The organism is Pantoea sp. BJFS-204 (assembly GCF_049310725.1).
GTDB lineage: Bacteria > Pseudomonadota > Gammaproteobacteria > Enterobacterales > Enterobacteriaceae > Pantoea > Pantoea agglomerans.
In genome coordinates, this window is record NZ_JBMOWE010000007.1 from 106017 (window position 1) to 118226 (window position 12210).

Annotated in this window: 11 protein-coding genes; 4 read left to right on the top strand and 7 right to left on the bottom strand. The window is 56.6% G+C overall.

The annotated features are described in order from the left end of the window. Positions 1-18 precede the first annotated feature (18 nt). The 4 genes from fdhE to fdnG are packed head-to-tail and all read right to left on the bottom strand — an operon-like array spanning position 19 to position 5545. Positions 19-942 (bottom strand): formate dehydrogenase accessory protein FdhE, encoded by a 924-nt coding sequence (gene fdhE, locus ACO6VX_RS18140; RefSeq protein ID WP_052270951.1) that lies wholly within the window; start codon positions 940-942, stop codon positions 19-21. Beyond that, positions 942-1583: a formate dehydrogenase cytochrome b556 subunit gene (gene fdoI / locus ACO6VX_RS18145; RefSeq protein WP_010257478.1), complete on the bottom strand. Its 642-nt coding sequence runs from the start codon at positions 1581-1583 to the stop codon at positions 942-944. The genes fdhE and fdoI overlap by 1 nt, the downstream gene beginning before the upstream one ends. Further along, positions 1583-2482: a formate dehydrogenase subunit beta gene (gene fdxH / locus ACO6VX_RS18150; RefSeq protein ID WP_010257476.1), complete on the bottom strand. Its 900-nt coding sequence runs from the start codon at positions 2480-2482 to the stop codon at positions 1583-1585. The genes fdoI and fdxH overlap by 1 nt, the downstream gene beginning before the upstream one ends. Before the next feature lie 12 nt (positions 2483-2494). After that, a complete protein-coding gene (gene fdnG / locus ACO6VX_RS18155; protein ID WP_422458249.1) occupies positions 2495-5545 on the bottom strand; it encodes a formate dehydrogenase-N subunit alpha in 3051 nt (1016 codons plus the stop codon). A gap of 404 nt (positions 5546-5949) precedes the next feature. Between fdnG and fdhD the strand changes: the two genes are divergently transcribed. After that, positions 5950-6774, top strand: coding sequence for a formate dehydrogenase accessory sulfurtransferase FdhD (fdhD, locus tag ACO6VX_RS18160; protein ID WP_010257467.1), 825 nt, complete (start codon positions 5950-5952; stop codon positions 6772-6774). On the opposite strand, the gene ACO6VX_RS18165 is transcribed toward fdhD, so the two are convergent. Next, positions 6771-7547, bottom strand: a complete 777-nt coding sequence (locus ACO6VX_RS18165; RefSeq protein ID WP_137229742.1) for a DeoR/GlpR family DNA-binding transcription regulator — start codon at positions 7545-7547, stop codon at positions 6771-6773. The two genes, fdhD and ACO6VX_RS18165, sit on opposite strands and share 4 nt — an antisense overlap. Positions 7548-7754: 207 nt before the next feature. On the opposite strand from ACO6VX_RS18165, the gene ACO6VX_RS18170 reads away from it, so the two are divergent. The 3 genes from ACO6VX_RS18170 to ACO6VX_RS18180 all read left to right on the top strand — a co-directional run bounded on the left by ACO6VX_RS18170 (position 7755) and on the right by ACO6VX_RS18180 (position 11176). Continuing rightward, positions 7755-9095, top strand: coding sequence for an aspartate aminotransferase family protein (locus tag ACO6VX_RS18170; RefSeq protein WP_010257460.1), 1341 nt, complete (start codon positions 7755-7757; stop codon positions 9093-9095). Positions 9096-9377: 282 nt separating this feature from the next. After that, positions 9378-9995 (top strand): superoxide dismutase [Mn], encoded by a 618-nt coding sequence (sodA, locus tag ACO6VX_RS18175; RefSeq protein WP_008926407.1) that lies wholly within the window; start codon positions 9378-9380, stop codon positions 9993-9995. Between the two features lie 212 nt (positions 9996-10207). Further along, a complete protein-coding gene (locus ACO6VX_RS18180; RefSeq protein ID WP_022624830.1) occupies positions 10208-11176 on the top strand; it encodes a VirK/YbjX family protein in 969 nt (322 codons plus the stop codon). Positions 11177-11184: 8 nt separating this feature from the next. On the opposite strand, the gene ACO6VX_RS18185 is transcribed toward ACO6VX_RS18180, so the two are convergent. Both ACO6VX_RS18185 and mtlR read right to left on the bottom strand, forming a co-directional pair. Beyond that, positions 11185-11547, bottom strand: coding sequence for a YibL family ribosome-associated protein (locus ACO6VX_RS18185; RefSeq protein WP_003848030.1), 363 nt, complete (start codon positions 11545-11547; stop codon positions 11185-11187). Positions 11548-11650: 103 nt separating this feature from the next. Next, on the bottom strand, positions 11651-12196 hold the full coding sequence (mtlR, locus tag ACO6VX_RS18190) for a mannitol operon repressor MtlR (protein ID WP_171820345.1): 546 nt from the start codon (positions 12194-12196) through the stop codon (positions 11651-11653). Between the last annotated feature and the right edge of the window lie 14 nt (positions 12197-12210).

The window sequence follows — 12210 nt, forward strand, 5'->3', positions numbered from 1 at the left end:
GTTCTCCAGAGTCAGTGACTATTCGCCAGGAAACATAAAGGGATTGAGACTGCTGCGTGCGAAGCCTTCCTGCTCCATTTTGGCATCCAGTATCAGCGATGCCAGGTCATCTGCCACCGGTTCAATGGCCGGATCTTTCTCCTGATAGAGCATCTTCAGGTAAGTGCCGCAGTCGCCACAGCTCTCTGCTTTCACCGCCGCCCGTTCGCTGTCGATCGACCAGTAATGCAGATCACGGGACTGTTCGCACTGGGTACATTTGCTGCGCACCACATGCCATTCACTTTCGCACAGATTACAGTGCAGATAGCGCGCGCCTTCATGACTGCCCATATGCACCACGCTGGCGACCGGCATACTGGCGCAGACCGGACAGAACTGACGCTGATCACCCATCTCAGCGCGTGCTTTGCCTGGGATCAGGGCCGCCATCTGCGCCCAGTAGAGCGAAAGCGCCGCCCAGATAAAGGGTGCTTTGTCGCTGCTGACCAGCGCATACTCGCCGGTAAAGAGCGCGCTGGCCAGCGTTTCCAGCTCGGTGGCGGACGCCTTCTCCAGATTCTCCAGCACCGCCAGTGCCTGACCGCTCATCTCTGGTTTCAGCTCGGCAATCAGTGAATGCAGCAGTCGCTGCCAGTGGGGATCGCGCGGCAGGGTATGAATATTCAGCGGCGGCTTGCCCTCGCTGGCGCTCTGCGTCAGGCGGGCATGCAGGTCGATGTGCAGCGGATGGTCATACAGCACAATCTCCTGCGCTTCAGCGATCACCGCCGCAAAGCGCAGGTAGTCGCCGAGTGGGTTTTTCGCCGCCAGGTCACGCAGTCGCGCAGCACGACGGCTGTATAAATTTTTCAGCCGTGGAAAAAGTAACGGCGGAATCATCTCCGCCGTTGTCTTTTCGCCTTTCTCCAGCTGATCTTGCGGGATTATGCGAATACTCATCAGGGGCGTTTTTCCTGTTTTATTGGCGGATTACGCTGCTCGCGATACCAGCGAGGATGGTGCTGCCTGGCCCATTCGGCGCTGACCCAGCCTTCCACCATCGCGGTCAGTGTGCCTTTGACCCACAACGCAGCATAAATGTGCACCATAATGACGATGATTAGCGCCACCGCTGACACCGAATGTACCACCAACGCCAGACGAATCAGCGGAATGGCGAAGGCATCGGCAAAGTAAGGTCGCCAGATCACGATGCCACTGGCAAGCAGCAACACTAAGCTGATAATAGCAGCCCAGAACACACACTTCTGACCAAAGTTATATTTACCGGTATCACCCACCTCTTCATTCAGCGCAATCCGGTGAATGTTTCTGGCCCAGTAAAGGTCATCGCGATTAATCAGGTTGTGTTTCCAGTAACGCAAAAACATCAGCATAAAAGCAACGAACATCACCACGCCGACAAAAGGATGCAGAATACGCGCCAGCTGTGGTGTGCCAAATATCTGCATCAGCCAGTTGAACGACGGAAAGAAAAACCCTAATCCGCTTAACGCGGCCATGACAAAGCAAATCGCGACAATCCAGTGATTGATGCGTTCGGGTGCGCGGTAACGCACCAGATGATCGGGCTTTTTCATTATTTGCGCTCCTCAGGATGATCGTCGTTGTCGTCGTGCTCTTCAGTGACGCGATTCGGGCCAACGCCAACATAGTGAAAAATAGAGGCGGCGAACGTAGCGGCAAAACCCACCGCCGCCAGCGGTTTCCAGATCCCTTTCCAGAAGGTCACCGTCGGGCTGATGCCCGGGTTAGCAGGCAGCCCGTGGTAGAGCTGAGGCTTGTCGGCATGATGCAGCACATACATTACATGGGTGCCGCCCACGCCTTCCGGGTTGTAGAGGCCAGCCTGCGCAAAGCCGCGCGACTTCAGCTCCGCTACACGTTCCTCCGCCAGCGTCAGCATGTCGCTTTTGCTGCCGAAATGAATGGCACCGGTCGGACAGGTCTTCACACAGGCAGGCTCCTGGCCGACGCTGACGCGATCCACGCACAGGGTGCATTTGTAGGCGCGGTTATCCTCTTTGTTGAGCCGCGGCACGTTGAACGGGCAACCCGCAATGCAGTAGCCGCAGCCGATACACTGCTCAGACTGGAAATCGACGATGCCGTTGGCGTACTGAATAATGGCACCTGCCGACGGACAGGCTTTCAGGCAGCCGGGATCGGCGCAGTGCATGCAGCCATCTTTGCGAATCAGCCAGGCCAGCTTGCCGTTCTCTTCAACTTCCGAGAAGCGCATCACCGTCCAGGATTTGGCGGTCAAATCGGTAGGGTTGTCATAGACCCCGATGTTATGACCGACTTCATCGCGGATGTCGTTCCATTCGGAGCAGGCGACCTGACAGCCTTTGCAGCCAATACAGGTGGTGACGTCAATGAGCTTCGCGACTTCACGCTGGTGATCGCGCGCCTGTGGCGGTGGGGTGAAGCCGTTGGTCGCTGAGCGACGGATAATATCTTGTGATTGATAAGCCATTGTCATCTACCGTTACGCTTTTTCCACTTTCACTAAAAATCCCTTGTACTCCGGGGTCTGCGAGTTGGCATCGCCAACCGACGGCGTCAGCGTATTGGCGAGGAAGCCTTTACGCGTGGTGCCTTCAAAGCCCCAGTGACAGGGAATACCCACGGTATCAACCGGCTTGCCGTCAATCATCAGACGCTGCAGACGACGTGTTACCACCGCTTTGGCTTTGATATAGCCACGGCGCGACGAGACTTTGACGCTGTCTCCGGCCTTGATGCCTTTCTCCTCTGCCAGTTCGGTGCCGATTTCAACAAACTGCTCCGGCTGCGCAATCGCGTTCAGCAGGGCATGTTTGGTCCAGTGGCGGAACAGTTCGGTGATGGAATAGGTGGTGGCGACGCAGGGATAGTCAGCGGCCTCGCCCAGTTGCGCGGCGTCGCTGCTGAACAGTCGAACGACCGGACTATGACGCTGCTGCGGATTCATAGGATTGTCGGCGAGCGGGCTTTCCATCGGTTCGTAATGTTCCGGGAAGGGGCCGTCGGCCATCTTATCGAGCGCAAACAGGTGGCCAAGACCATCGGGCTGCATGATAAACGGACCGGCCTGCTGCTGCGGCGACAGCGTTACCGGATAATCCGGCACGTCAATGCCGTGCCAGCGAGTGCCATCCCACTCAATCAGGCGGCGATTCGGATCCCAGGCTTTACCCTGCGCATCCGCGGAGGCGCGGTTATAGAGAATGCGGCGGTTAGCCGGCCACGCCCAGGCCCAGCCGGAGACCGCGCCCAGCCCCGATGGGTCGGCGTTGTCGCGTCGTGCCATCTGGTTGCCTTCCGGCGTCCAGCTGCCGCTGTAGATCCAGCAGGCGCTGGCGGTGGTGCCGTCGTTACGCAGCTCTGAGAAGCCGTTGAGCTGCTGGCCTTTTTTCAGCAACAGCTTGCCGCTGGCGTCGTAAATGTCGGCCAGCGCCTGACCGTTGTTCTCCTGCGCCACCTCTTCCGGCTCAGGATTCGACGGATCGCGGTAGTCCCAGCGCATTGCCATCAGCGGTTCAGGGTTTGCTCCGCCTTCCAGGCGATAGAGCGCGCGCAGACGCATGAACAGATTGCCGAGGATTTTACCGTCGTGCAGCGCTTCAGCGGGCGGCTCCGCAGCCGCCCAGTGCCACTGCAGCCAGCGCGACGAGTTGGCCACCGATCCCGACTCTTCAGCGAAGCAGGAAGAGGGCAGACGGAACACTTCGGTCTGGATTTTCGAGGGATCGACATCGTTGAACTCGTCGTGATGCTGCCAGAAGCTGGCGGTTTCGGTGCGAAGCGGATCGATCACCACCATATATTTGAGGCGGGACAGTGCCCGGACCGCTTTATTTTTGTCCGGGAAGGCGGCCAGCAGGTTGAAGCCCTGAATCAGGCAACCATTGAGCGCGCCCTGTTCCATCATCTCCGCCTGCGCCATGCAGTCGTAGCTCTTATCCCACTTCGGCAGCCAGTCGTAGCCCCACTGGTTTTCTGCGGTGGCTTTATCGCCATAGAAACTCTTCATCAGGCTGACGAAAAATTTGTCGGTGTTCTGCCAGTAGTTGACCTGATCCGGCAGTGTCGCAACCGGCGTGGCCTGCTGCAGGTAGGTTGCCAGGGTCGTCATCTTCTCTGAGGGCAATGGCAGATAGCCCGGCAGACTCTGCGCCAGCAGGCCGAGATCGGTGTAGCCCTGCACGTTGGAGTGGCCGCGCAGCGCGTTAATACCGCCGCCTGGCATCCCGATATTACCCAGCAGCAGCTGAATCATCGCCGCCGTGCGGATAATCTGCGAACCGTTGGTGTGGTGAGTCCAGCCCAGCGCATAGAGAATAGTCGCGGTGCGATTCGGCACACAGGTGGAGGCCAGCTGCCTGCACACCGCAATAAAGGATTCCTGCGAAGTGCCGCACAGGCGCGTCACCATTTCCGGGGTGTAACGGCTGGCATGGGTTTTCAGCAGATTCAGCACGCAGCGTGGGTGAGTGAAGCTCTCATCGCGTTTCGCATGGCCGTTTTCATCCAGCTCATAGTGCCAGCTGGTTCGATCGTACTGACGGGTTTCAGCATCGTAACCGCTGAACAATCCGTCGCTGAAGCTGAAGCCTTCGCTGACAATCAGGGCGGCATTGGTGAAGGCGCGAACATACTCCTGCTGAATCTGATTGTGTTGCAGCAGATAGTTGATCACCCCCATCAGGAAAACCACATCGCTGCCGGCACGCAGTGGCGCGTAGAGATCGGCGACCGCCGCAGAGCGGTTAAAGCGTGGATCGACCACGATGACCTGCGCATTGTTATGAGTTTTGGCTTCAATCACCCATTTAAAGCCAACCGGATGCGCCTCGGCGGGGTTGCCGCCCATGATCATCACCACATTGGCGTTTTTGATGTCGTTCCAGTTATTGGTCATTGCACCACGACCAAAGCTGGGGGCCAGCGCGGCCACGGTCGGGCCGTGACACAGGCGCGCCTGATTTTCCAGCGCCAGAATACCCAGCGAGCGGGCAAATTTCTGATCGAGCAGGCCGGTTTCATTACTGGCGGCGGAAGAGCAGAGCATGGCGGTAGTCGGCCAGCGGTTTACCGTGACGCCAGCGGCATTGGTGGCCTGGAAATTGGCATCGCGATCCTGCTTCATCAGGCGGGCTATGCGGTCAAATGCCTCATCCCAGCTGATGCGCTGCCATTTATCCGAGCCTGGCGCGCGGTATTCCGGGTATTTCAGGCGCTGTTCACTGTGAATAAAGTCGAGCACGCCCGCGCCTTTGGGGCAGAGCGATCCACGACTGACCGGATGGTCAGGATCGCCTTCAATATGGTAAATCGAGGCGCGGGCATTTTTAGCGCCATCACCCAGGCTGTAAATCAGCATGCCGCAGCCGACTGAGCAGTAGGTGCAGTTATTACGCGTCTCTCTGGCGCGAATGAGTTTGAACTCTCTGACGCTGGCTAAGGCTGTGGTGGGGGCAAAACCGAGTAACGCCGCTCTGGTGCCCGCCAACCCGCCAGCACAGATTTTGAAAAAACTCCGTCTGTTAATTTGCATTTTATCGTTCTTCTTTATTGGCTCCATTGCGAAGCCTTGCAAAATAGCAGCCCTATCTGCCTGTAAGTTGACCAGGGTCAACAGGTTAGTCATTAGTAATTCTTTTTCTTAATTTTGTTAAAAATCCTCGGCAACCAATCCCCGGCGCAAGCAGATTTCCCGTAGCGGCAGATAATTACTGTTGTTTTATGCTTACCGATGTTAAAGCCTGAAAGATACCCATTCTCATTCTGCCCGCCAGCAGGCGTGGCTGCGCCTTTCCCGGTGAGAAAACCGCATGAATTGCCCCGCTGTTTATTTGCGCCGCACCGGGCCAGAAGGCAAAATTAGTCTGCGTCTGATCACCGCTGTGCAGCCGTACTGACTGTCGCATTTCATTATTTATTAACAACAGGTCGTACTTTTTGAAAGCTATCCAGCCTGACTCAGGCGAAGATTTAACAATTCAGGCCGGCGTCAGCAGAACGCAGGTATGGCAGCGTGCCGATTTGACCGCAGCAGAGTCTGACTGGCTGGCGGACGAGGTGCCGGTGGCGCTGGTTTACAACGGCATCTCTCACGTGGTGATGATGACCACGCCCAAAGATCTGGAGGCGTTTGCGCTGGGTTTTTCGCTGTCAGAGGGCATTATCGACGCGCCAGGCGACATTTTCGGCATGGACATCGTGCCGGGCTGTCACGGCATTGAGGTTCAGATTGAGCTTTCCAGCCGCCGTTTTATGGCGCTGAAAGAGCAGCGTCGTGCGCTGGCAGGCCGTACCGGCTGCGGCGTTTGTGGCGTTGAACAGCTGGACCAGATTGGCAAGCCGCTCTCTCCGCTGCCGTTTACCCAGACCTTTGCGCTGGATCAGCTGGATCGGGCGCTGGGCCAGCTGAAAGCGTATCAGCCGGTCGGACAGAAAACCGGCTGCACCCATGCTGCCGCGTGGATCCAGCCCGATGGTCAGCTGGCCGGTGGCTGCGAAGATGTGGGTCGCCATGTGGCACTGGATAAGCTGCTGGGCTATCGCAGCCAGGCTGAGTGGGGGCCAGGCGCGGTGCTGGTCTCCAGCCGTGCCAGCTATGAGATGGTGCAGAAGTCCGCCATGTGCGGGGTTGAGATCCTGTTCGCAGTCTCGGCAGCAACCCGCCTGGCGGTTGAGGTGGCTGAGCGCTGCAATCTGACGCTGGTCGGGTTCAGTAAACCTGGACGCGCCACGGTTTACAGCCATCCTCAGCGACTGCGTTAAACCACCATCACCTCTGGCAGCGTCTGCTGCAACGCCTCAAGGGCGGCACTGTTGTCGCCGCCACTATCCGTAATCAGCAGGTTGATCGCCGGTGACGGCGCGTAAACCGTGCGGCTGACTACGCCCAGTTTAGTGTGATCGGCCAGCAGATAGCAGGAAGTGGATTGCTGCACCATCGCCCTGGCGATGGCCGCTTCGTGCGGATGAAAACTGCTGGCACCACAACCCGCCTCAATGCCGACCGGTGACAGCAGCGCCACATCGGCGCGATAGCGGATAATCTCACCTACAGTGATTTCGCCACGCGTCTGTTGCGCACCCGCCGACATCATCCCGCCCAGCAAAATGATCTGATTATTCAGCGGCTGATCTTCTTCTCCGGCGCTCAGCGCCAGCGCGGCCTGCAGGCTGTTGGTCACAATCGTCAGGCCGGAAAGGGCGTGCAACTCCTCTGCCAGCAGCGTGGTGGTGCTGCCCGCATCCAGAAACAGCGTTTGTCCGGGCTGCAGCAACTGCGCAGCGGCGCGGGCGATGGCGCGCTTCTCCCGGGTCTGGGTACTGCGGCGTTCCGTCAGCGGCGGTTCAGCCCGCGTTTCAATCGCCACCAGCCCGCCGTGAACGCGGCGCGCCAGACCCAGCGCTTCCAGCTCAATGATATCGCGGCGCGCGGTTTCGCGTGAGACCCCCAGCTCCCTGATAATGCGCTCGGTACTCACCTGGTTAAGCCGGGTCAGTAAGGCACGGATGCGATGAAGGCGCGTTTCCTGCAGCATAGAGGTTTCCTTTTAAAGCGCGAAGATCACGGATGATACGCCAGTGAAGCGAAAGATTCCGTCTGAATCAGGGAGCAAGCTTAGCGTGGCGATCTGCCTGCGTCATGTGTATTTTATTGCATTTGTGTATTTGGTTGCATTTTAGATTCAGGCAGGCATGATAAAGGCGTCAGCTCTTCCTCCTTCATCCTTGTAACGGGAGTCATTATGGCCACGCGTTCCACTATTATGGATACCAACAGTTTCCGCGCCGAACATGCCGATGCGCTCGACAGCGATACGCGCAAACTGACCGATAAACGCAGCAAAGTGCTTGGCGAATCTTATCGCCTGTTCTATCGCAAACCGGTGCATCTGGTGCGGGGTGAAGGGCAATATCTGTGGGATGCGGCGGGCGATAAATATCTCGACGTCTACAACAACGTGGCGAGCATCGGGCACTGTCATCCGGCCGTGACTGAGGCGGTGACTCAGCAGATGAAAATGCTGAACACCCACACCCGTTATCTGCATGAAAATATTCTGGACTACAGTGAAGCGCTGCTGGCGACTACGCCTGAGGCGATCGATCGCGCGATGTATATGTGCACCGGATCGGAAGCTAACGACCTGGCGATTCGCGTGGCGCGCGCCTTTAGCGGCGGCAGCGGAATTATTGTCAGTAAAGAGGCCTATCACGGCACCAGTGAGCTGACATCCGGCGCTTCTCCGGCGCTGGGCAGTGGACAGCCGCTGGCGCCCACCACGCGGCTGGTGATGCCACCGGATGCGTATCGTGTGGACGCGCCTGACCTGGGCGACTGGTTCGCTGACCAGATTCAGCAGCAGATTGATGATATGGCGGCGCACGGCATTAAATTTGCCGGATTCCTGGCGGACTCAATCTTCTCCTCGGACGGCGTGTTGCCCGATCCGCGCGGCTTCCTGAAAAAAGCGGTCGAGGTGGTGCATGCCAACGGCGGCATCTTTATTGCCGATGAAGTGCAGCCTGGTTTTGGCCGTACCGGCGACGCGTTCTGGGGCTTTGGCCGCCACGATGTGGTGCCTGACATCATTACCACCGGCAAGCCAATGGGCAACGGCATTCCGGTTTCCGGCCTGCTGGCAAAAAGTGAAGTGCTGGCCGCCTTCAGCGACTCAATTCCCTACTTCAATACCTTTGGTGGTAACCCGGTCGCGATGGCGGCGGCGCAGGCGGTACTGAAAGTGATCACCGAAGAGGGGTTACAGGAACACAGCCGCGTGGTCGGCGCGAAGCTGCTGGCGGAGCTGCGAACCCTGATGGATCGCTATGAGTGCGTGGGGGATGTGCGCGGTGCCGGACTGTTTATCGGTTTTGAGCTGGTCACCGATCGTCACAGCAAAACGCCGGACAAAACGCTGGCGCTGGATTTAATCGAGAAGCTGCGTGAACATCGCGTGCTGACCTCGGTCGCCGGCCCGTATGGGAATGTGCTGAAACTGCGTCCGCCACTGGCGTTCCAGGAAGGGGATATCGACTGGCTGGTCGGCGCGCTCGACAGCGGGCTGCGCGAACTGGGCAGGTAACGCGCAGGGCAGGGCAGATGCGGCGTTCGGGCGGGATGAGTGCCTGCTGGTGGTGCTGGCAGAGTGCTTCGCTCTCCCTGTCTGATAAAGCTGAAAAGGCGGAGTCAGCAGCAGCATGCTGTAAAAACAACGGGTTGCTTTTGCCAGATTTCTCAAATCCTTATGGTTAATAGGGCATTGATTACCCTTTTACGCTACATGAATTTAACTATAATGATTCGACTGCTTACGCGGCACGTCCCGAATTCGTCGTGCTGCTCAAACTAAATGGAGAGGAAGAACATGAGTTATTCACTGCCATCCCTGCCTTACGCATACGACGCACTGGAACCGCATTTCGACAAGCAGACGATGGAAATCCATCACACCAAACATCACCAGACCTACGTGAACAACGCTAACGCGGCGCTGGAAGGCACTGAATTTGCCAATCTGCCGGTAGAAGAGCTGATCACCAAACTGGATCAGCTGCCAGCAGACAAAAAAGGCCCACTGCGTAATAACGCAGGCGGCCACGCTAACCACAGCCTGTTCTGGAAAGGCCTGAAAACCGGCACCACGCTGCAGGGCGACCTGAAAGCGGCTATCGAGAAAGATTTCGGTAGCGTGGAAAAATTTCAGGAAGAGTTCGAGAAAGCGGCTGCGACCCGTTTCGGCTCAGGCTGGGCGTGGCTGGTTAAAAAAGGCGACAAACTGGCTGTGGTATCTACCGCAAACCAGGACAACCCGCTGATGGGTGAAGCGGTTGCTGGCGTTTCTGGCTTCCCAATCATCGGTCTGGACGTGTGGGAACACGCCTACTACCTGAAGTATCAGAACAAACGTCCTGACTACATCAAAGCATTCTGGAACGTGGTCAACTGGGACGAAGCAGCAGCCCGCTTCGCAGCTGCCCAGTAAGTTAACTCAGTGTTAACGTGATAACGATAAACCGGTGGAATTTATTTCGCCGGTTTTTTTTATCTTTAAATTCTGTCGTCCCAGATTAAACCAAAAATAAACGGATCTCGCTTTTTAACCTCCGCGCTTTTAACCTTCGGCCACATTAACACGCCGTTGATACTCGTTGTCTTATGCTCAGTGACATTCCTGCTCACTGTGTGTCGATGACTATGTCAATTATAACTACTCACGAAACTACGACCGATTCTTCTGCATCGCTTTTTTTTCAGTTAATTAGCGGAAAATACGTTCCGAATAAACTCTGGATAAGTAAACGTTTCCGGCTGAAATTTGTGTTAAGAACCTTAATATCGCCGCTGACTACGCTGCGTTATCTGGATGAGCTGTCGCATTTACCGCAACTCCCTCTGTTGATGAGTACTCAGGGATTGCTGCCAGCCAAGCTGCACCGGCCCTATCTGCGCTCAGGGTTGAGCATTGCTGCGCGCGCGCAGGCGATACTTGATCATTACAGTCTGATGAATAATCTGGAAAACCCTGCGCTGCGTCAGCTGCTGCAAAGCGCCACGGATAATCCGCTGGCTACGCTGACCGGTAAAAATGGCGAATCCTTTTTACTTTCCTGCAGTTCCGGTTATTTCGATCGGGAAGGGGAAGTGACGCTGGTATTACGTTATAACGACGAAATTATTGCTTCACTTTCATTTTCAATTCTCAATGAAAATAACCAGCGCACATTATTAATTGGCGGATTACAGGGTCCGCGGAAACATATCAATAATGAGGTTATCCGCGAGGCGACCAAAGCAGCGCAGGGTCTCTTTCCGAAACGCCTGTTAATGGAAGCGGTATTTATTGTGGCAAAGCAGTGCGGCGTGGAGAATATTCTGGCGGTAGGCGATGAGACTCATGTCTTCCGCAGCCTGCGCTATCGCCACAGCAAAGGGGATAAGTTCTTTGCCAGCTACAGTGAATTCTGGTTGTCGCTGAGTGGCGAGGCGCGCAGGGATGGGATGTTTATCCTGCCGCTGAGCCTGCCGCGCAAAACGCTGGAGGAGATTGCCAGTAAGAAGCGGGCTGAATATCGTCGCCGCTATGAACTGCTGGATGCGCTGGCGGAGCAGGTCTATGCCGCCGCCGGCGAACGCAAAGCCGATGTCGATCAGGCTGCTGCCTGATCGACCCGTCAGAATGCGGTTTTGGCGAAGCCGGTCATTGCTGTCAGCCCCATCTCACGTCCCAGCGCGGTCATTGGATGCACCACGACCAGGCCGCGCACGCTTTTCTTCAGCGCGCCCAGATTTGCCTGCTCTTTCTTGGTAATTTCGCGGCTGAAGCCCATTTTTTGCAGCTTCTGCGCCTCGGCACTGAGTTTTTCTACCCGCTGACCGCGCAGACGCTCAATCTCAATGACCAGCGCTTCTTTCTCTTTCAGCAACGCGCCCAGTTTCTCGACATCACCCGATTCCAGTAACTGCGGCTCTTTGCGGTTCAATGCGTCCAGCTTATCGCTGAGAAGTTTGATTTCGTTCTTTTCTTGCTCTTTCATGACAACAACTCGTTGAGGAAAACAGGCCAAGGATACACCAAATCTGGCGCATATTCCCGCTCAGGTTAAGACGAAAAAGGCGCCGTGATGGCGCCTGACAGGATTAGCTGCCGGACTTTTTAAACGCCTGCTTCATACTGATGCGGGCGATCAGCTCGGTTAGCGACAGGACCATGGTGGATCGCACCATCTGCAGATAGCGCTGCTGCTGCATGCTGCGCAGCTCTGCATCTTCGGTGTGAAACACCGGCGCGGGCGGCCAGGCGGTGACGCAGTGCAGTTCACCAAACGGGCCAAGGATCTCATCGTCGGTAAAACGATAATCACCGCTATCGTGATTCAGCTCTTCGCGCAGCGCCAGCAGCAGTTCACCATCTTCATATTCGTGGCGGCTGATAACGCCAAGACCGTAAATCAGCTTCAGACGAACCGAGAGTTCACCCAAAGGACCATCGCCCAGCAGCAGCGGTTCTACGGCATATTTCACCGCGTAGTCATCTTTGCGGAAGACCTGCAGCACCAGCAGATTGACGGCTTCAGCCAATAGCTCAACGGCGGCGATCAGAAAGCTTCTCACCGAACGACCGGCGTTCAGGCGCTCAAGCACCCGGTTTTCAAAAGCCTGCTTCTCTTCCATTATTGCCTGCATGGGTTCAATACCGC

Coding starts and splice junctions, on each gene's coding strand:
- ACO6VX_RS18185 (WP_003848030.1), bottom strand. CDS start 11,547: ATGAAAGAGCAAGAAAAGAACGAAATCAAACTTCTCAGCGATAAGCTG.
- fdhE (WP_052270951.1), bottom strand. CDS start 942: ATGAGTATTCGCATAATCCCGCAAGATCAGCTGGAGAAAGGCGAAAAG.
- ACO6VX_RS18170 (WP_010257460.1), top strand. CDS start 7,755: ATGGCCACGCGTTCCACTATTATGGATACCAACAGTTTCCGCGCCGAA.
- fdnG (WP_422458249.1), bottom strand. CDS start 5,545: ATGCAAATTAACAGACGGAGTTTTTTCAAAATCTGTGCTGGCGGGTTG.
- ACO6VX_RS18180 (WP_022624830.1), top strand. CDS start 10,208: ATGTCAATTATAACTACTCACGAAACTACGACCGATTCTTCTGCATCG.
- fdxH (WP_010257476.1), bottom strand. CDS start 2,482: ATGGCTTATCAATCACAAGATATTATCCGTCGCTCAGCGACCAACGGC.
- ACO6VX_RS18165 (WP_137229742.1), bottom strand. CDS start 7,547: ATGCTGCAGGAAACGCGCCTTCATCGCATCCGTGCCTTACTGACCCGG.
- fdoI (WP_010257478.1), bottom strand. CDS start 1,583: ATGAAAAAGCCCGATCATCTGGTGCGTTACCGCGCACCCGAACGCATC.
- sodA (WP_008926407.1), top strand. CDS start 9,378: ATGAGTTATTCACTGCCATCCCTGCCTTACGCATACGACGCACTGGAA.
- mtlR (WP_171820345.1), bottom strand. CDS start 12,196: ATGCAGGCAATAATGGAAGAGAAGCAGGCTTTTGAAAACCGGGTGCTT.